This window comes from Bradyrhizobium sp. Leo78, from assembly GCF_059512425.1.
Genome location: NZ_JCAMOT010000008.1, coordinates 160,749 through 182,988, shown reverse-complemented (window position 1 = coordinate 182,988; position 22,240 = coordinate 160,749). Strand labels below are relative to the sequence as shown.

Annotated in this window: 27 protein-coding genes; 16 read left to right on the top strand and 11 right to left on the bottom strand. The window is 63.1% G+C overall.

Features of this window, described 5'->3' with window-relative positions; all coding sequences use genetic code 11:
• Positions 1-35: 35 nt before the first annotated feature.
• Positions 36-1,535 carry a MocR-like pyridoxine biosynthesis transcription factor PdxR gene (gene pdxR, locus AC5ZG1_RS13235; protein WP_456645233.1) on the bottom strand — a complete coding sequence of 500 codons (1,500 nt, stop codon included), beginning with the start codon at positions 1,533-1,535 and terminating at the stop codon, positions 36-38.
• Positions 1,536-1,612: 77 nt separating this feature from the next.
• On the opposite strand from pdxR, the gene AC5ZG1_RS13230 reads away from it, so the two are divergent.
• Positions 1,613-2,335, top strand: a complete 723-nt coding sequence (locus tag AC5ZG1_RS13230) for a pyridoxamine 5'-phosphate oxidase family protein (protein WP_130227941.1) — start codon at positions 1,613-1,615, stop codon at positions 2,333-2,335.
• 44 nt (positions 2,336-2,379) lie between these two features.
• On the top strand, positions 2,380-3,657 hold the full coding sequence (locus AC5ZG1_RS13225; protein WP_496133124.1) for an ArgE/DapE family deacylase: 1,278 nt from the start codon (positions 2,380-2,382) through the stop codon (positions 3,655-3,657).
• A 102-nt stretch (positions 3,658-3,759) separates the two neighbouring features.
• Here the strand turns inward: AC5ZG1_RS13225 and AC5ZG1_RS13220 are convergent, their stop codons facing one another.
• Positions 3,760-4,542 carry a cobalamin-binding protein gene (locus AC5ZG1_RS13220; protein WP_456645231.1) on the bottom strand — a complete coding sequence of 261 codons (783 nt, stop codon included), beginning with the start codon at positions 4,540-4,542 and terminating at the stop codon, positions 3,760-3,762.
• A gap of 120 nt (positions 4,543-4,662) precedes the next feature.
• Between AC5ZG1_RS13220 and AC5ZG1_RS13215 the strand changes: the two genes are divergently transcribed.
• Together AC5ZG1_RS13215 and AC5ZG1_RS13210 are read left to right on the top strand one after the other, a co-directional pair.
• On the top strand, positions 4,663-5,061 hold the full coding sequence (locus AC5ZG1_RS13215; RefSeq protein ID WP_496133123.1) for a PaaI family thioesterase: 399 nt from the start codon (positions 4,663-4,665) through the stop codon (positions 5,059-5,061).
• Positions 5,062-5,226: 165 nt separating this feature from the next.
• Entirely contained in the window at positions 5,227-5,844 is a 618-nt protein-coding gene (locus AC5ZG1_RS13210; RefSeq protein ID WP_456645229.1) for a GNAT family N-acetyltransferase, read from the top strand.
• Between the two features lie 70 nt (positions 5,845-5,914).
• Here AC5ZG1_RS13210 and AC5ZG1_RS13205 read toward each other — a convergent pair whose 3' ends face one another.
• Both AC5ZG1_RS13205 and AC5ZG1_RS13200 read right to left on the bottom strand, forming a co-directional pair.
• Positions 5,915-6,217 (bottom strand): hypothetical protein, encoded by a 303-nt coding sequence (locus tag AC5ZG1_RS13205; protein ID WP_028165863.1) that lies wholly within the window; start codon positions 6,215-6,217, stop codon positions 5,915-5,917.
• A gap of 374 nt (positions 6,218-6,591) precedes the next feature.
• Positions 6,592-7,296 (bottom strand): DUF2161 domain-containing phosphodiesterase, encoded by a 705-nt coding sequence (locus AC5ZG1_RS13200; RefSeq protein WP_130227946.1) that lies wholly within the window; start codon positions 7,294-7,296, stop codon positions 6,592-6,594.
• Between the two features lie 192 nt (positions 7,297-7,488).
• Between AC5ZG1_RS13200 and AC5ZG1_RS13195 the strand changes: the two genes are divergently transcribed.
• Positions 7,489-8,196: a GrlR family regulatory protein gene (locus tag AC5ZG1_RS13195; protein ID WP_456645228.1), complete on the top strand. Its 708-nt coding sequence runs from the start codon at positions 7,489-7,491 to the stop codon at positions 8,194-8,196.
• Positions 8,197-8,205: 9 nt separating this feature from the next.
• On the opposite strand, the gene fabG is transcribed toward AC5ZG1_RS13195, so the two are convergent.
• Positions 8,206-8,886, bottom strand: a complete 681-nt coding sequence (gene fabG / locus AC5ZG1_RS13190) for a 3-oxoacyl-ACP reductase FabG (RefSeq protein ID WP_456645227.1) — start codon at positions 8,884-8,886, stop codon at positions 8,206-8,208.
• 123 nt (positions 8,887-9,009) lie between these two features.
• Here fabG and AC5ZG1_RS13185 point away from each other — a divergent pair, with 123 nt between their 5' ends.
• On the top strand, positions 9,010-9,720 hold the full coding sequence (locus AC5ZG1_RS13185) for an SGNH/GDSL hydrolase family protein (RefSeq protein WP_456645226.1): 711 nt from the start codon (positions 9,010-9,012) through the stop codon (positions 9,718-9,720).
• A gap of 99 nt (positions 9,721-9,819) precedes the next feature.
• A complete protein-coding gene (locus AC5ZG1_RS13180) occupies positions 9,820-10,035 on the top strand; it encodes a hypothetical protein (protein WP_028165858.1) in 216 nt (71 codons plus the stop codon).
• Here AC5ZG1_RS13180 and AC5ZG1_RS13175 read toward each other — a convergent pair.
• Complete coding sequence (locus tag AC5ZG1_RS13175) at positions 10,032-10,781, bottom strand: tyrosine-protein phosphatase (RefSeq protein WP_456645225.1); 750 nt, start codon at positions 10,779-10,781, stop codon at positions 10,032-10,034. The genes AC5ZG1_RS13180 and AC5ZG1_RS13175 overlap by 4 nt on opposite strands.
• Positions 10,782-10,882: 101 nt before the next feature.
• Here AC5ZG1_RS13175 and AC5ZG1_RS13170 point away from each other — a divergent pair, with 101 nt between their 5' ends.
• A complete protein-coding gene (locus AC5ZG1_RS13170) occupies positions 10,883-11,197 on the top strand; it encodes an MliC family protein (RefSeq protein WP_456645224.1) in 315 nt (104 codons plus the stop codon).
• 90 nt (positions 11,198-11,287) lie between these two features.
• Here AC5ZG1_RS13170 and AC5ZG1_RS13165 read toward each other — a convergent pair whose 3' ends face one another.
• Positions 11,288-11,488 (bottom strand): DUF2735 domain-containing protein, encoded by a 201-nt coding sequence (locus tag AC5ZG1_RS13165; RefSeq protein ID WP_028165855.1) that lies wholly within the window; start codon positions 11,486-11,488, stop codon positions 11,288-11,290.
• A 558-nt stretch (positions 11,489-12,046) separates the two neighbouring features.
• Between AC5ZG1_RS13165 and AC5ZG1_RS13160 the strand changes: the two genes are divergently transcribed.
• From AC5ZG1_RS13160 to AC5ZG1_RS13130, 7 genes are all read left to right on the top strand, one after another.
• On the top strand, positions 12,047-13,081 hold the full coding sequence (locus AC5ZG1_RS13160) for a glutamine synthetase beta-grasp domain-containing protein (protein ID WP_028165854.1): 1,035 nt from the start codon (positions 12,047-12,049) through the stop codon (positions 13,079-13,081).
• 269 nt (positions 13,082-13,350) lie between these two features.
• Entirely contained in the window at positions 13,351-13,995 is a 645-nt protein-coding gene (locus AC5ZG1_RS13155; RefSeq protein ID WP_208827202.1) for a GrlR family regulatory protein, read from the top strand.
• Between the two features lie 6 nt (positions 13,996-14,001).
• Positions 14,002-14,688 (top strand): substrate-binding domain-containing protein, encoded by a 687-nt coding sequence (locus AC5ZG1_RS13150; protein ID WP_496133122.1) that lies wholly within the window; start codon positions 14,002-14,004, stop codon positions 14,686-14,688.
• Between the two features lie 32 nt (positions 14,689-14,720).
• Positions 14,721-15,545 carry a tetratricopeptide repeat protein gene (locus AC5ZG1_RS13145; protein ID WP_456645223.1) on the top strand — a complete coding sequence of 275 codons (825 nt, stop codon included), beginning with the start codon at positions 14,721-14,723 and terminating at the stop codon, positions 15,543-15,545.
• A 233-nt stretch (positions 15,546-15,778) separates the two neighbouring features.
• Positions 15,779-16,255, top strand: a complete 477-nt coding sequence (locus AC5ZG1_RS13140) for a hypothetical protein (RefSeq protein ID WP_496133121.1) — start codon at positions 15,779-15,781, stop codon at positions 16,253-16,255.
• A gap of 50 nt (positions 16,256-16,305) precedes the next feature.
• On the top strand, positions 16,306-16,455 hold the full coding sequence (locus AC5ZG1_RS13135) for a hypothetical protein (protein WP_016843021.1): 150 nt from the start codon (positions 16,306-16,308) through the stop codon (positions 16,453-16,455).
• A gap of 117 nt (positions 16,456-16,572) precedes the next feature.
• On the top strand, positions 16,573-18,195 hold the full coding sequence (locus AC5ZG1_RS13130) for an ABC-F family ATP-binding cassette domain-containing protein (RefSeq protein WP_028165849.1): 1,623 nt from the start codon (positions 16,573-16,575) through the stop codon (positions 18,193-18,195).
• Positions 18,196-18,226: 31 nt separating this feature from the next.
• Here the strand turns inward: AC5ZG1_RS13130 and AC5ZG1_RS13125 are convergent, their stop codons facing one another.
• The 4 genes from AC5ZG1_RS13125 to AC5ZG1_RS13110 are packed head-to-tail and all read right to left on the bottom strand — an operon-like array spanning position 18,227 to position 20,874.
• Positions 18,227-19,276: an HD-GYP domain-containing protein gene (locus AC5ZG1_RS13125; RefSeq protein WP_496133120.1), complete on the bottom strand. Its 1,050-nt coding sequence runs from the start codon at positions 19,274-19,276 to the stop codon at positions 18,227-18,229.
• A gap of 24 nt (positions 19,277-19,300) precedes the next feature.
• On the bottom strand, positions 19,301-19,492 hold the full coding sequence (locus AC5ZG1_RS13120) for a hypothetical protein (RefSeq protein WP_456645219.1): 192 nt from the start codon (positions 19,490-19,492) through the stop codon (positions 19,301-19,303).
• Between the two features lie 39 nt (positions 19,493-19,531).
• The gene (locus AC5ZG1_RS13115) at positions 19,532-19,834 is read right to left on the bottom strand and encodes a PilZ domain-containing protein (protein ID WP_028165846.1); all 303 of its coding nucleotides are present in this window, start codon (positions 19,832-19,834) and stop codon (positions 19,532-19,534) included.
• Positions 19,834-20,874 (bottom strand): DUF2336 domain-containing protein, encoded by a 1,041-nt coding sequence (locus AC5ZG1_RS13110; RefSeq protein WP_496133119.1) that lies wholly within the window; start codon positions 20,872-20,874, stop codon positions 19,834-19,836. Before AC5ZG1_RS13110 ends, AC5ZG1_RS13115 begins: the two co-directional genes overlap by 1 nt.
• A 396-nt stretch (positions 20,875-21,270) precedes the next feature.
• Between AC5ZG1_RS13110 and AC5ZG1_RS13105 the strand changes: the two genes are divergently transcribed.
• Positions 21,271-22,215 carry an AraC family transcriptional regulator gene (locus tag AC5ZG1_RS13105; RefSeq protein ID WP_028165844.1) on the top strand — a complete coding sequence of 315 codons (945 nt, stop codon included), beginning with the start codon at positions 21,271-21,273 and terminating at the stop codon, positions 22,213-22,215.
• The last annotated feature ends 25 nt before the right edge of the window (positions 22,216-22,240 follow it).

The following is a 22,240-nucleotide window of genomic DNA, read 5'->3' as shown; positions in this document are numbered from 1 at the left end:
CTTTCATTTTCAGCTTAATGAGGCGCCGGCGATTCTCATAGAGCCGCGCGCGACGTTGACGTTTTGGCGACGCGGGCTCTCGGCTTACGGCTCTCGCGCAGCGCGGTGAGCGAGGCCTTCGCCAGTCGTTCGGCCGATGCTTTCAGTTGCGGAAGGTCGTGGCCGGCAAACCCCAGCACGAAGCCGGGCAGGGGACGCGCACGATGATAGGTCTCCGCGAGCAGCCAGCCGTCGACCTCGGCCGCGCTCCTGGCCTCTGACGCGACGAGCGGTTCGGTCGATGGATCGAACCGTGCCACCAGATGCAGACCCTGCGAGGGCACCGGCACCGACAGCTCGCCTTCGGAAGCCGCCGACAGCGTCGAGGCCAGCACGTCGCGGGCCTCGCGGTAGAGCCTGCGCACCTTCTTCAGGTTGGCGGCGAAGGCCCCGGAGTTGAGCATGTCAGCGACGGCGCCTTCCATCAGCGTGCCGGGAAAGCGATCGAGCGCGGCGCGGGCCGCCGTCACCGAGCCGATCAATTTTTCAGGCAGCGCGCAATAGCCGACGCGCAATCCCGGAAACAGTGTCTTGGCAAATGTGCCCATGTAGATGACGCGCCGCAGATGGTCGATGCCGGCGAGCGACAGCAGGGGAGCGCCGTCATACCGGAATTCGCTGTCGTAATCGTCCTCGAACACGAAGGCATCGGCGGCCTTGGCCCAGTCCAGCAGTTCCAGCCGGCGCGGCATCGACATCTGCACGCCGAGCGGAAACTGATGCGACGGCGTCACATAGGCCGCACGGGCCGCCGGCGCGCGGGCCCGGCCGTTCGCAACCACCATGCCCGATGCGTCGACCGGAACGGAAACCGCGCGATAGCCGCAATGCTCGATGGTTCGGCGCGCGATCGGATATCCCGGATCCTCGCACCAGATCTGGTCGCGCGGCCTAAGGATCGCGCTGAGCACGATCCGCAGGCCGTGCAGCGTGCCGGACGTCAGCATGATCTGCTCGGGATCGCAGCGCAGGCCGCGCGCCGACAACAAATGGTCGGCGATTGCGGCGCGGAGCTCGCGGCTGCCCCTGGGATCGCCGTAGTGGAAATGCTCGGCGCTGAAGGCGCGCATCCTTCGGCCGACGAAGGCGCGGAAGCGCTGCAGGGCGCGGCTATCGATATGCGTGCAGCCAAGCGCCAGCGCGCCTTGCTGGGGCGCATCGATGGTGATCTTCGGCTTCGGTGCCTCGCGGGCTCGCGCAGGGATGCGCGCCGCGACGAACGTCCCCGAGCCCGTGGTCGCCACTGCGAACCCGTCCGCGATCAAACGCTCATACGCGGTGACGATCGCGTTGCGGCGAAAGCCGGTCTGCTTTGCGAGAGTGCGGGAGGGCGGTAGCGGCTCGCCGGGTTTGACGATGCCGCCGAGGATGGCGTGGCAAAGCGCCTGGTAGAGGCGCTGCTGGGCGGAAGCGCCTGGTGTGACATGCGGTCCGGAAAGGTCGAGCGGCAGCTCGGCCTTGCGCGGCGACGCAGAATTGGTCGAAATTTTTCGCATGGAATTGGCACTATCGCAGACCAAATCCGGCGCTACAACTGCTTCGAAACGTTCAAAATCCAGAAACAGGAGCTGCCGTGAGCGAAGGTGCTGCCGCCTCTTATCCGCTGTCACCACGAAACCAGGTGAAGCGCCGCCATGATCGCGGCTTCTATGATCATGAAACCGTGCACCGCATCCTCGATTCCTCGATGCTGTGCCACGTTTCCTATGCGATCGACGGCCAGCCCTATTGCACGCCGACCTTCTTCTGGCGCGAGGGGACCAAGCTTTACTGGCACGGCAGCAGCGCGAGCCGCATGCTGAGGAACCAGTCCGCGGGCCAGAGGGTCTGTCTCACGGTTGCGCATCTCGACAGCCTGGTGCTGGCGCGCTGCGGCTTCAATCATTCGGCGGACTACCGCGCGGTGATGGCGTTCGGGACGGCCTATATCGTCACCGATCCGGATGAGAAGCAGCGCGCGCTGGTGGCGATGGTCGACCGCTTCTTTCCCGATCGCACCGCGAGCCTGCGGCCGAGCAATACGCAGGAGATCAAGGCGACCTCCTTCATCGCGATGGAGATCGAGGAGGCCTCCGCCAAGATCCGCGCCAAAGGCGTCGCCGACGATGATGAGGATTACGAGCTCCCGATCTATGCCGAGCGCATTCCGGTGCGCACCGTGCTTGGCGCGCCGGAGCCGTGCTCGCGGCTGCTCGACGGGGTGACGCGGCCGGCGTCGCTCGACGGCTATTCGGAAGGCAGGCTGCTCGAAGAAGCATTGCGAGATGCCTATTTTGCGCAGTACCCCGGTGGCTGAGATCACGCTATAGCGTTGATCGAACCTGGAGTTGGAGCCGCCGCATGAGTGCCGATACGCAACAAAGGATCCTGGACGCCGTTGATGCCGGCTTCGATGCGCAGCTCGCGACCACGAAGGAGTTCGTCGCGATCCCGTCGACGCGTGGCGCAGAAGGTCCGTGCCAGGACATGATCGGCGATCTCCTGCGCGCACGCGGCTACGAGGTCGACGACTGGCATATCAATGTTGACGATCTGAAGAACCTGCGCGGCTTCGGCCCGATCGAGCATGATTTCTCCAGGGCCCGTACGGTGGTCGGCACCTATCGGCCGCCCAGCAATGGCGGCAAATCGCTGATCCTGCAGGGGCACTGCGACGTGGTGCCGACCGGCCCGCTCGACATGTGGGAGACGCCGCCATTCTCGCCCACCATCAAGGATGGGCGCATGTATGGCCGCGGCGCCTGCGACATGAAGTCGGGCACGATCGGCGCCCTCTATGCGCTGGATGCGATCAAGGCGGCAGGCTTGCGCCCAACGGGGCGGATCCACTTCCAGTCCGTGATCGAGGAGGAGAGCACCGGCGTCGGTGCGCTCTCGACCCTGCAGCGCGGTTATCGCGCCGATGCCTGCCTCATCCCGGAGCCGACCGACGGCAAGATGATCCGCTCGCAGGTCGGCGTGATCTGGTTTCGGCTGAAGGTGCGCGGCTTCCCCGTGCATGTGTTCGAGGCCGGCGCCGGGTCGAATGCGATCATGGCGGCGTATCACTTGATCCACGCGCTGGAAAAGTTGGAGGCTGAATGGAACGAGCGCGCCAAGGCCGACCGGCACTTCAAGGACGTCGCCCATCCCATCAACTTCAATCCCGGGATCATCAAGGGCGGCGACTGGGCTTCCAGCGTGCCGGCCTGGTGCGATGTCGACTGCCGCATCGCGGTGTTGCCGGGCTGGTCGATTGCGGAGTGCCAGAAGGAGATCCTGGCTTGCGTCGCGGCGGCCGCGCGCGGCCATCGCTTCCTCTCCAACAATCCGCCTGAGGTGCAGTGGTCGGGCTTCCTGTCCGAGGGCTATGAGCTGACTGATGCAGCCGAGCCGGAAGCGGCGTTCGCGAAGGCGTTCGGCGCCGTCTATGGCGGCACGGTGGAAGACCGCGCCTTCACCGCGCTCACTGACACCCGCTTCTATGGATTGAACTACAACATCCCGAGCCTGTGCTTCGGAGCCAGCGGCGCGGCGATGCACGGCTTCAACGAATATGTCGACCTGGAGTCGCTGCGCAAATCCACCAAGGCCACCGCACTGTTCATCGCGGAATGGTGCGGGGTGGAGAAGGTATAGGCTCCCTCCGTCATTGCGAGCGCAGCGAAGCAATCCATGCCGCCGCGCGTGGAGAAATGGATTGCTTCGCGTTGCTCGCAATGACGAAGGCGAGAGCGAGGCTCACGACGGCCACAGCGCCGCTACTATCGCATCCAATCCATCGGTGAGCGCGGCTGGACCGGGCTGCAAAATGATCGTCGACTTGATCTCGACGATGCGGTCGTTACGCACGGCGGGAATCTCGCTCCAGCCGGGACGGTTGCGGATGCGATCGGGCACGACCTTCTTGCCGCACCAGGAGGCGAGGATCACATCGGGCGCGGCGTCACGCACAATCTCGGCCGCAATGATGCGGTCTTTCGCTGCCTTCTGTAGCCGCAAGCCTGGCAGTGCGTCTTCGCCGCCGGCGATCTCGATCAACTCTGAGACCCAGCCGATGCCGCTGATCAGGGGATCGTCCCATTCCTCGAAATAGACTTTTGGCTTTGGCTGCGAACGCGGCGTCGCGGCGATGCCGGCGAGGCGCTGCTCAAAGCTCGTCGCAAGCTGGTCGCCGCGCTCGGCGGCGCCGACCATGGCGCCGAGGGTGCGGATCATCGCCATGATGCCGGCAACGTCGCGCTGGTTGAAGACGTGGACGTCGACGCCGGCGCGCACGAGATCGGCGACGATGTCAGCCTGGATGTCGGAGAAGGCGAGCACGAGGTCCGGCTCGAGCGCCAGGATTTTCGGGATGTCCGCCGAGATGAACGCCGCGACGCGCGGCTTCTCGCGGCGGACCTGTGGCGGCCGCACTGCATAGCCGGAGACGCCGACGATGCGGTCCTGCTCGCCGAGCAGATACAGCGTCTCCACGGTCTCCTCGGTGAGGCAGACGATCCGGCGGGGAGGGAAGTGGCGCATCGGAAAATCTCTCTCATTGGCGCATCGTCACATCGGCCATTACCTCGGACGTCATTGCCTGATTTACCGGCTCCGTCCATTCTCCGCCGCTGCCGCGCGCACAACAAAACGGGAGGACGCATGACGCCGCTGGAAAAGATCCAATCGATGAAAATGCCGTTTGCGGAACTGAAGGGCGTCACGTTCACAGAGGCCGACAAGGACCGCGTGGTGGCGAAGATGCTGGTGCGACCGGACCTCTGCACGCTGCATCACACCATTCACGGCGGCGCGGTGATGGCACTTGCGGACTCGGTCGGGGCGGCTGCGACCGTGATCAATCTGCCCGAGGATGCCAAGGGAACCACCACGATCGAGAGCAAGACCAACTTCATCGGCGGCGCCAAGGAGGGGAGCACGGTGATCGCCATCGCCACGCCTGTGCATCGCGGCCGGCGCACGCAGGTCTGGCAAACTCGGCTGGAAACCGAGGACGGCAGACTGGTCGCCGTCGTGACCCAGACTCAAATGGTACTTTAGTACGCGCGCCATCCTGAATTCATCAATAAATTCAGGATGAAAGATCAAGTGAATCCAAATGCAACATTTGGTGAATCTAGGTACTTGAATTTCATGCTGCGACGCACAATATTGGGCATCTAGGGATTCGACGCCTCCTCGAGGGCTACCACGAGGAGTTATGGAATGAACTACGATTCTACCCGTTCGGCGCCGGCCAAGGGCACTGTTCGGACGCTGAGCCAATCGGAATTACCGCTTCTGCAGGACCATCTGCTGAGGCTGGACCGAACCAGCCGCTATGATCGCTTCCATGGCTTCATGGATGACGGCTTCATCAAGCGCTACGCCGAGAAATGCGCCAACGACGGCACTGTCATCATCGCCTATTTCGAGGACGGCGTGGTGCGTGGTGCGGCCGAATTGCATCCGCCGGAGCAATCGCCGGACGGAGAGCCTGAGATCGCCTTCAGCGTGGAGCGCTCGGCGCGCCGCAAGGGCGTCGGCAGCATCCTGTTCCGCAATGTGATCGCGGAGGCGCGGGCCAAAGGCTATCGTTCACTCCGGATCACCACCGGCGCGCAGAACCAGGCGATGCGTGCGCTCGCCAGCAAGTTTGGCGCGAAGCTGACCTTCCGCCACGGCGAATCCACCGGCAGCATCGATCTTGCGCGGCATGGCCAGCCGGAACTGGTCCCCGCGACGACCGTCGCGCCGCTGGAGGCCGCGCGCGCGATCGCCGATCTCAACCGCGCCTATTGGCAGATGGTGTTCAAGATGTACGGCTGGGGCCGCGCCGCCTGATCGGCGCGCGCACTCGTGCGCCCCAATTCTGCGGGCAATTCGCTCAGGTGAACGAATCGCCAATCGCAGTTCAGGTGCCAGTGCGCTTGTCGTTGCCGAACCGCCGGACCACGCGCCGCTCGACCACGACCGCGCGCTGCGCGCCTTGCTCGCCCGTGATCACGCGGGTCGCCGACCTCGCGGTGGTGCGCGCCGTCTTCTTCACCTCAGCCAGCACCTCCTCGTAAGGGAGGCCCATCAAGGCGGACGCGATCTCGGCCTGTTGCTCAAGGTCGTCGGTGATGCCGACGGCGGCGAAGATCGCTTCCTCCAGCGTCGGCGGATCGCGCCTCACGCGTCGGGGACCATATTTCGTTTGCCAGTCTTCGCTCATCGGGGCCTCACTGGGAGCGGGATGACGGTTCCATCAGTCGTCATCCGCCCGCCGCTTCGTTTTGAGCATGATCTCCGCGCAAACGCTTCGTCTGTCGCGAGGAAATTCCGGTAGCTATTTTCCGGATCATGCTTTGGGCGGATACCTAGGCTGCATATTGTTGCATTGCAATATGAAACTGACATGGCAATCCAGCCATGCACGGTAGACCTTCTCCAGATCATGATCCGATTGGACAGAATCGGATCATGATCTGATCTCTTTGTTTGAGCATGACCTTTTCGGAAAACCGGTTTCCGCTTTTCCGGATCATGCTCTGTTTACCCCGCCTCATCGCGCGATCGTGACCGGTTATGCACCGCAATCGTGCGTCGCTACGCGGTCGTCATCCGGATCGAGGGCGCTGTTTCGATGGCCGCAGCATCAACCGGCGGCTGTGGCCAACGTTTCAACGCGGCGCGGCCCGCTTCGGTCAGCACATAGATTCCACGCTCGGCGCGGTCGAACCAGCCGTAGACATTGTGCAGCAGGATCTTGCCGGCATCCGGAATATCCACCCGGAGCTCGCGCACGCGCCGCGGTCCATTGGCGAGCGCTGACGCGCAGGCGAGCGCCTGCTGGCGGTAGGCCGTCATGATCGGCGAGCGCGTGCTGCCGCCCATCACGGGATCGCCCTTGCGGCGATTGTGCTCGGCAACCAGGCGCGAGCGCTTCTTCGGATCACGGCGCGGCGCCGTGGTCGGCGGCTTCACCAGCACCTCGACCTCGCCGGCGCTGGTCACTCCCAGCATGCCGAAGCCGAGGCGGCGGCAGAGATTGCGGTAGCGCGCGTCGCTCTCGCGGCCTTTGCCGCGCGACGACAATTTGGCGGCGATCCAGATCTCGTCGCAGGCGCCGGCGCGACCGACCGCCTGCAGGATCAGTTCCAGGTTGAAGGTGAGCTTCAGCTCACCGACCACGACGACCGGCGGATCGTCGCCGCTGAGCGCCACGAGGTCGCAGCCGCCGATCTCGCCCTTCACCGTGAAGCCGAGCTTTTCGAGAAATCGTTTGACGGGCAGATAGAGCGAGGTTTCCACGCGCAAAACTCTCCAGTCGCGAAATGCCGCGACTCAGTTGCAGAAGTTTACCGCAAAGCGTTTGCCGGGACGGTGGCAAAACGGTTAGTCTTCGTGCGGGACGACTAGACCAAATGGCAATCGGTGAGCCTGCGCGAGCAAACGGTCCGCGCGGGGTATGGTGCATTTGTCGCGTGAGAAGCAGGCGCCAGGGTGCTGCAGGGACTATACAAATTCTCGTTCAGGACAGTGCGGGGCACTGGCTGCGGCGTGATGTTCGCAACCACCTCCGGCAAGTTCTATGGCGGCAATTCCGGTTCGTCCTTCATCGGCAGCTACACGGAGGAAGGCGGCATCATCTCATCCGAGGTGAAGATGACGCGCCACAACCACGATCCGAGCTATGTGCCGATGTTCCCGGTCGACAACATCGTCATGACCTTCAGGGGCACGCACAAGGGCGACGAGGTTCATTTTGAAGGCGGGACCACCGCCTTACCCGGCGTCGTGTTCACGGCGATCCTGACCCCGATCAACGACAAGGATGCGCCTGCGCCGGGCAAAGTCGGACCCGACGGCATCGGCAACGGGCTCTATTCCATCCACATTCGCATGCTCGATGGGCTCGACGGCGGCAATACCGGCGTGATGATGCTGCATGACGGCCGCATCTGGGGCGGCGACGCCTATTTCGACTATATCGGTGCCTACACCGCCGCGAACGGCCGGTGGAAGGGCGAGATCGTCAACCGCGAGCATACGCCGAGCCTGGGAGAGCGACCGCTGTTCGGCCGCCACGAAGTCGGCATCGGCTTCTCCGGGACCTACGATTCCGAAGGTGCCGAAGCTGAAGCCACTGCGCTCGCTGGCAAGCGCAGCGTCCGCTTCAAGGCGGTGCTGAAGAAGCTGGTGGAGGCGTGAGCGAGAGAGTCAAACGCGGCCATTCACCGGCAACAGCGCGCCGGTGACTGCGCTCGCTGCGTCGCTTGCGAGGAACAGGATGACGTCGGCGAGTTCCTTTGGCGCCACCCATTTTGAGAAATCCGCCCTCGGCATGCTGGCGCGGTTTGCTGCGGTGTCGATGATCGAAGGCAACACGGCGTTGACCGTGATCTTGCCCTTGTGCTCGGCGGCGAGCGCTTCGGTCAGGCGGTGCACGCCGGATTTGGAAGCTGCATAGGCGCCCATGCCGGCGCCTGCCTGCAGTGCACCGAGCGCGCCGATATTGATGATACGCGCGGCGCTGGACGCAAGAAGATGCGGGATCGCCGCGCGCGAGGCGTTGAGCGCGGTCGTGACATTGAGCGCATACATCCGCTGCCAGGTTGCGGGATCGCCGTCTGCGACCGTCTCGAAGGCAAAGCCGCCGGCGATGTTGATGAGTGCATCGAGCCGGCGGAAATGCGCCGCCGCCGTGTCGATCGCCTTTTTTGCCTGGGCTGCGTCGGTCAGATCAACGCCGCCGAACTCGATCCGATCCGACGTCGGCGAAAGCGATGACGGCGCGTGATCAATGCCGGACACGCGTGCGCCACGCGCCAGGGCTTCCTCAGCGACCACCTTGCCGAGCGCACCGGACGCGCCGGTGATGACGATAACTTTTCCGTTCATGAGACAGCTCCGCACTACCCGGGCAGACAGACTAAACTCAGCAGAAATTCATTTGCAATGCCGGCAAAATCGTCGCGAAATAGGCCCTCAACGTTAAATAGTATTTAATTTGTGAGGCCCGAAATGATTGACAATTTTGCAGATGCCGAATTGCCTGATCAGTTGATCGCCTTCAAATATCCGCTGACACGCCTGGCCGAGGCGCTTCGGCACGGCCGGCCGCTTAAGATCGTGGCGATGGGATCATCGTCGACCGCTGGCCGGGAAGATGTCTTGCCTTATCCATACTGGCTGGAAATGTATTTGAGGCGCGCCAGCGATAATCCAAGGATCGATGTGCTCAACAGGGGGGTAGGCGGTCAAGAGGCGATCGAAGAACTGGATCGCTTCGATTCGGACATTTTCGCCGAAGCGCCGGCACTGTCACTGGTGATCTGGCAGGTCGGCACCAACGCCGTCTTCCACAAGGAGAAGTACAACGTCGACGACGTCGCGGAGAAAATTGCCGTCGGCGTAGACCGGCTTCGTGCCCATGCAGGCCAGATGGACGTGCTACTGATCGATCCGCAACATGTCCCGGCGATGCTGATCGACGATAAGGCCGAGCTTTCCGAGCGCATGGTCTCGCTGATCGCCGCAGTGGCAGAGCGGGCAGGAGTCAATGTGTTTCGCCGCTGGGCGCTGATGCAGCATTGGCACGCGCAGAACAATATCGGTTTCGATCGTATGGTGGACCCGACCGATCCCGATCGATTGCATCAGAGCGACGGCAGCACGCTCCGGATGTCTAGGGGCCTTAACGATGCTATCCGGAAAGCTGCCGCCGTAGCGTAGCCATGCACGTAAGACTACGGCCTTGCCCTTGATTGGTAAAATTTGCCGGACTTCCGTAAGTCGATTGCAGAATCCGTTCGCTAGAAGCGAGGTCTCATCATGGCAGGGGATCAGACCATGGGAAACTTACCCGATCACGGTTTACCGCTCGTTCAGCTTAAGGAGCAGCGGCGGGACTTGGTCGTCGCGCTGCAGAATCGCACCGGTCCGGTCAGCGGCTGGGAGTTGATGCAGATCGCGGCCGTGCAGCAGGCGATCTCGGCTTTCGAGGAAGTCATTGCCGACCTCGACGCCGAGCTGGAAGCGGCTGCTTAAGTTCTCTCGAGATAGAGCGCGGCAAGCTGCCTGCGCTCGCTCTCTCCGACACCAAGGCCGTCGCGGATATAATTGTCGAGGCCACCATAGCCGGCGCTGATGGCCTCGAACGACGTGGCCAGGAACGCCGCCCGCACCGTGCCGATCACCTGCAGGACAGTGTCCGGTAGATCGCTCGGCACGGAAGTATCGCGCCGATAGAAGCGGTTGGTCAGCAGATAATCTTCCGAGATCACCTCGTCGGGAACGCCGAGCGTATGCAGGATCAGCGCGCAGGCGAAGCCGGTGCGGTCCTTGCCGGCGCTGCAATGGATGACGAGCGGCGCGCGGTCCTCCAACAGATGCGCAAACAGCGCGCGGAAGCGCGGCGTGTTCTCCTGCACATAGCTGCGGTAGGAATCGCGCATCACCTCGATGGCGTCGTTCTCGGTCGGCGGATTGCCGCTGGCGGCGATGGCGCGCAGCGCGGCGATCACCGTCGGTTCGACCGGCAGGGAATGCACGGTGATCTCGGCCACGCCGCAAAGCCCCTCGGCGCGCTCCTCGCGGCCACGGAAATCGAAGGCGCTGCGGACGCCGAGGCCGCGGACCACCGCGACATCGTCGTCGGTGAGGCGGCCGAGATGGTTGGAGCGAAAGATCTGGCGCCAACGGACGCGGCGGCCGTCGCGCGTAAGGTAGCCGCCGAGGTCACGGAAATTGCTCGCGCCGGCGAGATTGAAATGTCGGGCAGGGGAGTCTTGCATCGGGTGACTTGAGCAATCTTGTACGGCAAGCAGATGACCGGATAGGAGATGGTGCGCATCCCGCGCTCGTCTATACTCAAGGCAGCTCCGGGGGGCGAAGCATGAATCATCGGCAGGCGGCCATTCTCGCGGTGGTCTTGGTGGCGGGAACCCTCGCCGGCAGGTCGCAAGCCTCGGCCCAAAGCTCGTTCCAGAACTATCGCTGCGCCGACGGCACGCAGTTCATCGTCGGATTTTTCCAATACGACTCCCGCGCCCATCTGCAGCTCGACGGCAAGGCGGTAACGCTGTTGAAGCGGCTGACGCTATCAGGCGCGCGCTACTCCGGCAGTGGCGTTACGCTAAGGATCACGAAAGCCGGCCTTGCCACGCTCAAGCACGCCAAGCGCCGGGCCACGGCCTGCGAGCTGGCATGAAAAAGGGCCGAAACGCGCTCGTTCCGACCCTTTTCGACGCTACCGATCCCCGACATTCCCGTCGGGAAGCTATCCGATATTGACCCGGCATTAGTGGTCACGCGTTGGCTTGGATTCTTCGATCGCCGCTTGGTGGTACCAGCTACCGCTGCAATCGGCCTTGTTCACCTGTGAAGCAGCAATCTCGAGCGCCGACTTGGTCTCACCATAGCGGCGTCCTGCGATGGACGCCCGGCCGCCAACCGGGAATTGGTAGATCTTGGCAGATCCCTGATTCAGACCCGTATTCATGTCATCCTCTCCTCTGATCGGAGCCGCGATCCTCCATGGTGCGCCCGACTCGTTCTCGTGTGGTTACTTGGATAGTTACTTGGACTTGCGATATCGGCCGTGCCCCGCCCGGATGCAAGTTGATCAAAAAATGTCACTCGATGATTATTCTCTAGGCATTTTTGGTTTTGCTTCGCGTGAGGCAACAAGCAGGTGACCAACGCTTGAGCCGGGCCGAGGGTTGCGGTCGGGCGGCGGCGTCTCCGAGCAATGCCGCGAAAGCCTGCCAAGGCTTTAATCGGACGGTGGGCGCCTAGAGGAAATTGCCGGAGAATCGGGCGCTGGCGGTACCCTGGGAGCGTCAATTGGCCGCTTGGTACGCATGCCAGCCGCGCTTCTATGTCGCAGTAAAAAAGAGCTAGCGCCGTCTGGACTTTTCCCCAGAGACCCGCTCCCGCATTGCAGCGATTGGCATTCAAATTGCTTGGTACATTCTTGGCCGATGGTGGCCGGGTACGCGCGGGGCAACCGAGTGGCTTTTCGGCCCCTCGCGTTTTGCATCATCAACAGAGAGGCTCAATGACTAAGTACAAGCTCGAGTATATTTGGCTCGACGGGTATACGCCGACACCGAACTTGCGCGGCAAGACTCAGATCAAGGAATTCGCGTCGTTCCCGACGCTCGAGCAGCTTCCGCTCTGGGGCTTCGATGGCTCCTCCACCATGCAGGCTGAAGGCCACAGCTCCGATTGCGTGCTGAAGCCGGTCGCCGTCTATCCGGACGCTGCGCGCACCAACGGCGCGCTCGTGATGTGCGAAGTCATGATGCCCGATGGCGTCACCCCGCATCCGTCCAACAAGCGCGCCACCATTCTCGATGACGCCGGCGCCTGGTTCGGCTTCGAGCAGGAATATTTCTTCTACAAGGACGGCCGTCCGCTGGGCTTCCCCTCGAGCGGCTATCCCGCTCCGCAGGGCCCGTACTACACCGGCGTCGGCTACAAGAATGTCGGCGATGTTGCCCGCAAGATCGTGGAAGAGCATCTCGACCTCTGCCTTGCTGCCGGCATCAACCACGAAGGCATCAACGCCGAAGTGGCGAAGGGCCAGTGGGAATTCCAGATCTTCGGCAAGGGCTCCAAGACCGCCGCTGACCAGATGTGGATGGCGCGCTACCTGATGCTGCGCCTGACCGAGAGCTATGGCATCGACATCGAATTCCACTGCAAGCCGCTCGGCGACACCGACTGGAACGGTTCCGGCATGCACGCCAACTTCTCGACCCAGTACATGCGCGAAGTCGGCGGCAAGGAGTACTTCGAGGCGCTGATGGAAGCTTTCAAGGCCAACCGCGCTGACCACATCGCGGTCTACGGCCCTGATAACCATATGCGCCTGACAGGCAAGCACGAGACGGCCTCGATCGATACCTTCTCTTACGGCGTGGCCGACCGCGGCGCTTCGATCCGCGTTCCGCACTCCTTCGTCAACAACGGCTACAAGGGTTATCTGGAAGATCGCCGTCCGAACTCCCAAGGCGACCCCTACCAGATCGCTTCGCAGATCCTGAAGACCGTCTCTCAAGTCCCGACCGGCAAGAAGGCCGCGGCCTAAGACGCTCCCGGCCCGGGCTGGGGGCGCCCGGGACCGCAATCAAGTCCGCCAATGCCGTTCGGCTTTGGCGGACTTTTGCATTTTAAACGGCATTGGACTGGTTGCGCTTCCAGACCGTCGACACGCTTTGTTTAGCGCAAAGCCGGTATCGACCTTGCCGAAAGCGCGCTACACTCGGCTTGGATGCGCGCGGGCCGGGGGCCGAAGTGGGTTTCGGAGGCTTCTACAAGGTCAGATTTCAGCTCAATGATGCGGTCGGCCGCAGCGTCATGCACGCGCATGACGGCAAGATGCTCGGCGGCAATTCGGCCTTCGCCCATATCGGCACCTATGAGGAAAGCGGCGACGATGTCTCGGTCGTGGTCAGGACCGTGCGCCACAATCCGGATCCCAACTATCCCGCAATGGCCGGCACCGATGATGCGACACTGGTGGCGCAGGGCCGCCCCAATGGCGACACCTATCGCTTCGAGGGAGGGTTGCGGGAGGTGCCGGGCGTCCCGTTTCAGGCATTGTTGACGCCGATCGAGGAGCAGGAGGTCCCGATCGCCGGCAGTGTCGGCGAGGGCGGGATTGCCAACGGCCTTTATTCCATTCATCTCCGCCTGCTCGATGGGGTCTCAGGCGGCCTGACTGGCGTGATGCTGCTCAAGGATGGCCGCATCGTCGGCGGTGACGCGTTCTTCTATTATCTCGGTACTTACGTTTCGGAGAATGGCCGCTGGAAAGGCCAGATCCTCAACCAGGAGCACACACCGGCCAGGGGCGAGAATCCGATCTTCGGCGGCCACGAAGTCGGCATCGGCTTTTCCGGCACCTGTAATGAAGAGGGAGCGGTGCTGGAAGCAACCGCGCTCGCCGGCAAGCGCAGCCTGCGATTGACGGCGGTGCTGAAGCTGATGCGCCGACTGTAAGACGCGATGCCCGACACCATTCGCCTGCTCTCCACGTTGGCGCTGAAAGGCGCAGTTGCCGATCTTGCCGGACAGTATGCGGCCGCCGGCGGCGTGCGGATCGACGCCGATTTCGCGCCGACGCTCGCGCTGCTCGACCGGATCAGGCTCGGCGAGGGCGCCGACATCCTCATCCTGACGCAAGAGGGGCTCGCCGAGCTCGCGCGGGAAGGAAGCGTCGCCGCGGCGAGCTGCGTCGATCTCGCGCGCTCTTATGTCGGCATCGCGGTGAAGGAGGGAGCCTTGCATCCCGACATCGCCAGCGAGGCGGGGTTGCGCGCGACGCTGCTGGCTGCGCGCTCGGTGGCGTATTCGCGGATCGGCGCCAGCGGGATTTTCTTCGCGCGACTGATCGAGGGCCTGGGCATCGCGACCGAGATCAACGCGCGCGCGACCATTATCCCGTCGGGCTTCACCGCGGAACGGCTCGTCACTGACGAGGCCGATGTCGCCGTGCAGCAGATCAGCGAATTGAAGCAGGTTGCCGGCATCGAGGTCGTCGGACCAATTCCGCGCGAGTTGCAGACGCCGGCGGTGTTCTCCGCCGGCCGCATGACAGCTTCGGGGAAGGCGGAGCAGGCCGACCGGCTGCTGCGCTATCTCGCTTCCGACGAGGTCGCGCCGGTGCTGCGCGAGTCGGGGCTTGAGCCTTGAATTTGCCGGCCGTTGGACGCAACTTGCCAGCCATGATCAAGCGAATTCATGCAGCCGCACTTCTCGCCGTCACAGTGCTCGCGGCGCCGGGCCATGCCCATGCGCAATCGGCCGACCTCGTGCTGTGCGACCGCCTCGCGGCCGATCCCTCCGATCCCGACAAGCCCGCCGACGTCAAGGGCGTGCCGGAGATCGCCTCGGCCGACATTGCGACCGCGATCAAATACTGCGCAGTTGCTGCCAAATCCTCGCGCCGGGCGATGTATCAGCTCGGGCGTGCCTATGCAGCCAATCGGCAAGCGGCGGAAGCGGTCGCGGCCTGGCGGAAGGCGGCAGACAAGGGCTCGACCTCGGCGATGGTCGAGCTCGGCGTGCTCTACGGGACCGGCGCGGGCGTCGCGAAGGACGAGGCGCAGGCGCGCAAATTGTTTGAGCGCGCGGCGCAGGCCGGCAATCCGCGCGGCGTCACCAATCTGGCCGCGCTCGGCGGAGCCTCGGCGGCCGACCCGGCGCGCGCCCGCGAATTGCTCGCGAAGGCCGCCGAGACCAACCCCGAGGCGCAATATCAGCTCGGCCTGATGCTCTCCGAGGGCTCCGGCGGCGAGAAGGACGATGTCGCGGCACGCGCGCTGTTCGAGAAGGCGGCCGCGCAAAATCATCCCGCCGCGCTGGAGCGGATGGGCGCCTTCGCGCAATCCGGCCGCGGCGGTCCGAAGGATTCGGATGCCGCGAAAACCTATTACGAGCGCGCCGCCGCGCTCGGCGACGAGGACGCCAAGAAGGCGCTGGAGCGGGCGCGATGTCCGATGACGATCAAGGACAAGCGCGGCAACGTCGTGACGAATCTCTGCTTCTAGAGCGATCAATGGTTAACCCAGCCGTCATTGCGAGCGAAGCGAAGCAATCCATCTCTCGAAACTTGCGGTGACAATGGATTGCTTCGCTTCGCTCGCAATGAGGGCTGTTGTGTTGCTTGGTCGAATTCCGCAGGCGGCTTTGATCAAGCGCAAGACTCCCACGCCTCTCCTCGCTAGGCTGCAAGCAAAACAATGTTCTGCGGTCGCTGCCGCGGGAAGAAATGGAGTTTGCGATGAAACGGCGTGCTCTGGTGATGGCTCTGCTTCTATCTGCGGCGTCGACAACATTGGCGATCGCGCAGTCGGATCTGAAGCAGCCTTCTTCGAGCGACCGATATGTCCCACGGCTTGGCGACATCATGAGCGCTGCGCAACAGCAACACCAGAAATTGTGGTTGGCCGCCACGGCTCAGAATTGGGAGCTTGCGGCTTATGAACTGCGCCAGCTCGAGTCCAGTCTTGCGGAGGCGGCCATGATGTATTCCGGCATCCCCGTCAGCAATGTCACCACGCTGAAGGATCCGTTACAGTCGGTTTCCGACGCGATCGCGGCGAAGGATGGCCGCAAATTTGCGAAGGCTTATGCCAGTCTGACCGAAGGCTGCAATTCCTGTCACACATCGATGGGCCGAAGCTTCATCGCCATCCGTGTTCCCACCGGGCCGCAGCCATTTGGCAATCAGCTCTTTCCGCCGCAGCGCAAGCCGTAATGGAACCGAGAGGGTGCGGCGTGGTTGATCGGGCAAAAGGAGACCCGACCATGATCCGCAAATTACGATCCGGCGAATACCGCCTCTATTCGCGGAAGGTCAATCCGAAGACCGGCAAACGTCGCAATCTCGGCACCTTCAAGTCTCGCGCCGCGGCCGAAAAGCACGAGCGCGACGTGCAGTATTTCAAGCGGCACTAGCAGGGCTCGTTTCGGAAGGAAAATCGCGCTGAAGCGGAGCGGGTGGCGGAACGTCTTTGCGCTGGCGGGCGAAATCGACTAAGAGCGCCCCGCACAGATGTCCCACCAGATAGCGCAATGATCCGTCTCGACAACGTCAGCAAGCAGGCCGGCCACCAAATCCTCTTCATCGAAGCTTCCGCAGCGCTCAACCGGGGTGAAAAGATCGGCCTCGTCGGGCCGAACGGCGCCGGCAAGTCGACGCTGTTCCGGATGATCGCAGGCCAGGACGTGCCCGACGAAGGGCAGGTGGCGGTCGATCGCGGCATCACGATCGGCTATTTCAGCCAGGATGTCGGCGAGATGTCCGGCCGCAGCGCGGTCGCCGAGGTGATGGACGGCGCAGGCCCCGTCAGCATCGTTGCGGCCGAGCTGAAGGAGCTCGAGGCTGCGATGGCCGATCCTGAACGCGCCGATGAGATGGACGACATCATCGCGCGCTATGGCGAGGTGCAGGGACGGTTCGAGGAGCTTGACGGCTACGCGCTCGAGGGGCGGGCGCGCGAGGCGCTGGCCGGCCTTGGCTTCAGCCAGGAGATGATGGACGGCGACGTCGGCTCGCTCTCGGGCGGCTGGAAGATGCGCGTGGCGCTGGCGCGCATTCTCTTGATGCGTCCGGATGTCATGCTGCTGGACGAGCCGAGCAACCATCTCGATCTCGAAAGCCTGATCTGGCTCGAGCAATTCTTGAAGGGCTACGAGGGCGCGCTGTTGATGACGTCGCACGACCGCGCGTTCATCAATCGCGTGATCGGCAAGGTGATCGAGATCGATGGCGGCGCGCTCACCACTTACTCCGGCGACTACGAGTTCTATGAGCAGCAGCGCGCGATGGCCGACAAGCAGCAGCAGGCTCAGTTCGAGCGTCAGCAGGCGATGCTGGCGAAGGAGATCAAGTTCATCGAGCGCTTCAAGGCGCGCGCTTCCCATGCGGCCCAGGTGCAAAGCCGCGTCAAGAAGCTCGACAAGATCGAGCGGGTCGAGCCTCCGAGACGCCGCCAGACCGTGGCGTTCGAATTCCTGCCGGCGCCGCGCTCCGGCGAAGACGTGGTCGCGCTGAAGAACGTCGACAAGGGCTACGGCAGCAAGCGAATCTATGAAGGACTGGACTTCATGATCCGCCGGCGCGAGCGCTGGTGCGTGATGGGAGTCAACGGCGCCGGGAAGTCGACGTTGTTGAAACTGGTGGCCGGCTCGACCGAGCCGGACAACGGCACGGTCGTGCTCGGCGGCAGCGTCAAGATGGGTTATTTCGCGCAGCACGCGATGGATCTGCTCGACGGCGAACGCACGGTGTTTCAATCACTCGAAGACGCGTTCCCGCAGGCAGGACAGGGCTCGCTCCGCGCGCTTGCCGGCTGCTTCGGATTTTCCGGCGACGATGTCGAGAAGAGGTGCCGGGTGCTGTCGGGCGGCGAGAAGGCGCGGCTGGTGATGGCGAAGATGCTCTACGATCCCCCGAACTTCCTGGTGCTGGACGAGCCGACCAACCATCTCGATCTCGCGACCAAGGAGATGCTGATCAACGCGCTGGCGGAGTTTGAAGGCACGATGCTGTTCGTCTCGCACGACCGGCATTTTCTCGCCGCGCTCTCCAACCGCGTTCTGGAGTTGACGCCGGACGGTATCCACCAATTTGGCGGCGGCTACACAGAGTACGTCGCTCGCACCGGCCAGGAAGCGCCGGGGCTGCGGAGCTAGCTTTCGGCCCTCGGTGAGCAAGCAGGGCGGGTCAACGGTTCAGGGCGACGTCCCTGAATGCCTCGACCAGCGGCCGCTCGAGCTTGCCCTTCATGCCCTGCAGGACTTCGTATGCCGCCGCCCGCGGCATCGCCTTTTTGTAGGTCCGCTGTTCGATCAATGCGGAGAAGATGTCGGAGATGGTCAGGATACGCACGATGTCGGAGATGCTCTCGGCGCAAAGCCCGTCCGGATAGCCGCTGCCATCAAGAAACTCGTGATGGTGCCGTACGGCATCGAGGATTTCGGCCGAGATGCCGGGCGTTCCCTTCAGCACGGCATGGCCCGCGGCAGGATGGGTTTCGATCAGCGTACGTTCCTCGGCATCGAGCTTGCCGGGCTTGTCCAGGACGGCGAGCGGAATCCTTGCCTTGCCGAGGTCGTGAAACATTGCCGCCGCATAAAGACGCTCGATATCGGCCTTCGCCATGCCAAGGCTGAGGCCGAAATCGACGGCGATGCCGGTGACCAATAAGCAGTGCTGGTAGGTGCCCTCATGGTGACGGCGAACTGTCGCGAGCCAGTCGGACAGCCCACGCTCGGCGATCGTCTCTGCGATCACGTTGCCGGCGTCCTTGGCCTCCGCGACATTGACCGCCCAGCCGCAGGTGACCGCCGAGAACATCGAGGCGAAGCTGGCCGCGCCGACCGATGCAGCCTCCCGCGCGCTCGAGGCGGGTTCGCTCGGAACGATCGATGTGGTCTCGCCCGGCGCGAGCTTTGCCAGCAACTGGGCCGGCTTGACCGGACTGAGCAACGCATGCGTCGCGCCGAGCGCGTAGGCCTGGACCACCGCCAGCCGGGTCCTCTCGTTGACGACGAAGATGCGCTTTGGGATTCGCGAGAACGTGCCTGACAGGGCTTTGAGCGCCGTGATGTTGTCGACGACACGCAGGTCGGCGTTGACGACAACGGCCGCGATGTCATTGCCGCGAATGCTGGCGGCTCCAAGCAGATCCCCTGTAACGGGATGCTTCGGCTCCAGCATGGCGCACAAGGACGAAAGCCCGGCCTGCGTATCGGCTACAACGTAAACAGACATCGAGATGGTATTGCCGGCATTGCTTCAGATGTTGTCGAAGGCGCGCTGCTCGGCCTGGGTGAGAAAATGATCGAGGTCGCTGCAGAGACTGTGCGCGACATCCTCGTTGAGTTCGAATCGCAGCGTCTTTCCGGCCATGTCGATCTCGACGATTCCGCGCAGCGGCTCCGCGCAATTCGTGGTGACGGAGAAGGCTGCGATCTTGTGGACGGCCATCGGTCGTTCCTCCCTGGGAAAATTGTGCGGCGGGCATGCTCACTTTGGAATGATGGCGCGCCCTTTCTTCTTTCGTTCGGCGACAAACTTCACACCGATCTGCATCCCGTCGACCCGGATCAGTTCGCAGCGCCGGAACGCAAGTCCTCTCGATGACAGGATCAGGAAGAATTCCTGCGCCCGCAGCACGTCGAGCGGGCCGTCGACCTCGAGCTTGGCGCCGGTCTGCGACACGTCGAGAAGAACGCAGCTTCGTTGCCAGGTGCCGTCAACGCCCATCAGGTTGACCGGATAGCGGTGCTCGAAATGAACGCGCTCGGCTTTTCGGTTTCCATAAGCCATCAATGCACTCCCCCAACTGAAGCTGTATCGGCAGACAAGGGCCTGGCGCCGATGTCGCTTACGGATCCGAAGCGGATGGCGCGCTGCGCGGTGGAAAGCGAAAGCGTGTCAAAGGCCTCCCTGGCCTGTTCGAGTTGTTGCGGCGAAACCGGCTTGACGCCCTTGCGGCTCCTGATGATGGCGACCGCGGTCTGCCAATCGAGCCGCGACGCCCGGCAGGCGAGGACCAGGCCGTAGCAATCCTCCGTCTCCAGCAGCGGCTCGATGGTTTCGATCGGAACGGTTGCCAGCAGCGACAGCGCGGCGATGACACTGGGGTGGTCGCGCCGGATCGCAAAACGGTTGACGATGGAATCGTTCAACTGGCCGGCATTGTTGAGCGCGAGCACCGTCGCCTTTGCCTCGGAATAGTCCACGGCAACAGGCTTGCGGGCGCGCCCGCGCGCGGTGGTCTCTTCGATCAGCGTTCTGATCGCGACATGTCGCTCGGGCGGCGCGGTCTTGAGCAGGCGGGCCTGCGCGGAGGGGCTGCACTTCGCCACCAACTCGCAAAGCACATCGCGCGGCAGATCCGGCCGCTGCACCAGCGCGTCGGCGATATCATCGTCGCGCAGGGCCATATCGACCAGGGTCGCAAAGCCCACAACAGAGAACTGCGCACCGGGATTCCTTGCGAGGATGCCGCAGATGGCGGCATCGCCGCGCATCAGCAGGGCATCCGTGAGCCTGCGGCTCACCGCGCTGCGTCCGGCGATGGCGCCGAGGTGCTTTTCGCCGCGGGTCCTGATGACCTCGATGAGGTCGTCCTCAGACAGGCATTCGCACTTGCGAAGGATCGGGACGGCGACGGCCGCGTCCTCGTGCTGTGCGAGGCGGCGCACCGCCTCCCTCGGGGCCGACCTCAAATCGGCAAGGGGGGCGCTGAGTTTGGTCAGCGTGCGTGCTTCGACCGCCCCGATCAGACGGACCAGGACGTCGTCGAATATTTCGATCTGGTGCTCGCTGAGCCGGTCGGCGTCCGCGAGGAACAGGCTCGCCACCTGCCGCAATATCCGGATGCGGCGTTCGGGCGAACCGGCTCTGACAACATCTTCTAGTTCTGCAATAAGCTCAGTCGAGGCAATGGCAGTCATGGCGGCACCAATAATCCGCTGCAGGACGTCGCTGTTCCTCAGCCGATTTCGCGCCTAGATTGTTAATTACCACTGTAAATTGGTCTTTTAGGGTTGTGCCCCCTTTAAGATTCTACCAGAAAACAGTATCGAAATTCGGCAATGGTATTTTGCCACGTTGTCTTTCGCAGTCACTGCGCTCCAACTGGGTGGAGATTGGAGAAGAGTACGAGACGAGTCGTCGAGCGAAGATCGCCGCTTTTTTGCAGCGCGGCATGATTGCCGTGCCCTCGACTGGTGTTGCTCTTACAAGAACTATTTTAAATGAACGATCATTCACCGGCGCCAACGCTGGTGCCGAAGATATTTCGGTTCGATGATATCGACACGTTTCGGAGCTTTATTCGAAACGTGCAGGTGGAGTGCATTCCGCTCGCCCGGGATATTTCGGCCGAGCAAACCATCCTGAACTTGCCGGGTTGCGACCTGAACTACACGAAGGCGTTTCCGCGGGTCATCGACGTGCAGTTGGCGCCGAACACGACCGCCGTCGGGTTCCCGATGGATGAGGGCACCGCCATTCGCTTCAATGGTATCGAGCACGATCGGTCGTTGCTGGTGATTGGCAGCGGCGGGGCCGCCTATAGCGCACTTGAGAGAACCCCCCGGCAGTATGCCTCGATCGTTTTCAAGCCCAAGGTCGAGGATCGCGGGTGGCCGAAGACCGGACTGAGCTTCAATCTCTATGAAACCAGCGAGACGGCGAAACGGCGGCTGCGCCAGCTGGTGCGGGAGATCCTGGCGATCGCGCCGCATTTGGCCGAGGCGCCTGAGGTTCCCGGAGTAGCGGTCGCGATCCGCGAATCCCTGATGGCCGCGATCGATCATGCGTTCGCGGAGGTCGTGCCGGCAAAGTGGACGGCGCGGGCGAACGCTGCGCGGCAGTTCAAGGTTTTCAAGGATGTGCAGGCGGTCCTGTCCAGCGAGCTCGCGCAGCCGATCTACAGCAGCGATCTTGCCAGGGAGATCGGCGTGTCAGTGCGTACCATGCACGATGCGGTGCAGCGCTATCGGGGGATGAGCCTGCACCGATATCTCCGCCTGCGACGGCTGTGGCTCGTTCGCCAAAACCTCTTGGCCGGCACCCATAGCGTCAAGGCCTGTGCACTCGCCTGTGGCTTTTGGCACCTCAGCGACTTCTCCAGGATATATCGGGCGCATTTCGGCGAATCGCCATCGGAGACCCTTTCGAGGTCACGGCGATCCTGAATAGCTAGAGCGTTTTCGAGCGAAG

What these genes read in the sequence shown, in the direction of transcription:
- fabG (WP_456645227.1), bottom strand. Translation starts at nt 8,886, where the DNA reads ATGAACGGAAAAGTTATCGTCATCACCGGCGCGTCCGGTGCGCTCGGC.
- AC5ZG1_RS13175 (WP_456645225.1), bottom strand. Translation starts at nt 10,781, where the DNA reads ATGCAAGACTCCCCTGCCCGACATTTCAATCTCGCCGGCGCGAGCAAT.
- AC5ZG1_RS13225 (WP_496133124.1), top strand. Translation starts at nt 2,380, where the DNA reads ATGAGTGCCGATACGCAACAAAGGATCCTGGACGCCGTTGATGCCGGC.
- AC5ZG1_RS13150 (WP_496133122.1), top strand. Translation starts at nt 14,002, where the DNA reads ATGCCCGACACCATTCGCCTGCTCTCCACGTTGGCGCTGAAAGGCGCA.
- AC5ZG1_RS13130 (WP_028165849.1), top strand. Translation starts at nt 16,573, where the DNA reads ATGATCCGTCTCGACAACGTCAGCAAGCAGGCCGGCCACCAAATCCTC.
- AC5ZG1_RS13155 (WP_208827202.1), top strand. Translation starts at nt 13,351, where the DNA reads ATGCACGCGCATGACGGCAAGATGCTCGGCGGCAATTCGGCCTTCGCC.
- AC5ZG1_RS13145 (WP_456645223.1), top strand. Translation starts at nt 14,721, where the DNA reads ATGATCAAGCGAATTCATGCAGCCGCACTTCTCGCCGTCACAGTGCTC.
- AC5ZG1_RS13215 (WP_496133123.1), top strand. Translation starts at nt 4,663, where the DNA reads ATGACGCCGCTGGAAAAGATCCAATCGATGAAAATGCCGTTTGCGGAA.
- AC5ZG1_RS13140 (WP_496133121.1), top strand. Translation starts at nt 15,779, where the DNA reads ATGAAACGGCGTGCTCTGGTGATGGCTCTGCTTCTATCTGCGGCGTCG.
- AC5ZG1_RS13185 (WP_456645226.1), top strand. Translation starts at nt 9,010, where the DNA reads ATGATTGACAATTTTGCAGATGCCGAATTGCCTGATCAGTTGATCGCC.
- AC5ZG1_RS13165 (WP_028165855.1), bottom strand. Translation starts at nt 11,488, where the DNA reads ATGAATACGGGTCTGAATCAGGGATCTGCCAAGATCTACCAATTCCCG.
- AC5ZG1_RS13125 (WP_496133120.1), bottom strand. Translation starts at nt 19,276, where the DNA reads ATGTCTGTTTACGTTGTAGCCGATACGCAGGCCGGGCTTTCGTCCTTG.
- AC5ZG1_RS13170 (WP_456645224.1), top strand. Translation starts at nt 10,883, where the DNA reads ATGAATCATCGGCAGGCGGCCATTCTCGCGGTGGTCTTGGTGGCGGGA.
- AC5ZG1_RS13105 (WP_028165844.1), top strand. Translation starts at nt 21,271, where the DNA reads ATGAACGATCATTCACCGGCGCCAACGCTGGTGCCGAAGATATTTCGG.
- AC5ZG1_RS13120 (WP_456645219.1), bottom strand. Translation starts at nt 19,492, where the DNA reads ATGGCCGTCCACAAGATCGCAGCCTTCTCCGTCACCACGAATTGCGCG.
- pdxR (WP_456645233.1), bottom strand. Translation starts at nt 1,535, where the DNA reads ATGCGAAAAATTTCGACCAATTCTGCGTCGCCGCGCAAGGCCGAGCTG.
- AC5ZG1_RS13220 (WP_456645231.1), bottom strand. Translation starts at nt 4,542, where the DNA reads ATGCGCCACTTCCCTCCCCGCCGGATCGTCTGCCTCACCGAGGAGACC.
- AC5ZG1_RS13180 (WP_028165858.1), top strand. Translation starts at nt 9,820, where the DNA reads ATGGCAGGGGATCAGACCATGGGAAACTTACCCGATCACGGTTTACCG.
- AC5ZG1_RS13135 (WP_016843021.1), top strand. Translation starts at nt 16,306, where the DNA reads ATGATCCGCAAATTACGATCCGGCGAATACCGCCTCTATTCGCGGAAG.
- AC5ZG1_RS13160 (WP_028165854.1), top strand. Translation starts at nt 12,047, where the DNA reads ATGACTAAGTACAAGCTCGAGTATATTTGGCTCGACGGGTATACGCCG.
- AC5ZG1_RS13115 (WP_028165846.1), bottom strand. Translation starts at nt 19,834, where the DNA reads ATGGCTTATGGAAACCGAAAAGCCGAGCGCGTTCATTTCGAGCACCGC.
- AC5ZG1_RS13205 (WP_028165863.1), bottom strand. Translation starts at nt 6,217, where the DNA reads ATGAGCGAAGACTGGCAAACGAAATATGGTCCCCGACGCGTGAGGCGC.
- AC5ZG1_RS13210 (WP_456645229.1), top strand. Translation starts at nt 5,227, where the DNA reads ATGAACTACGATTCTACCCGTTCGGCGCCGGCCAAGGGCACTGTTCGG.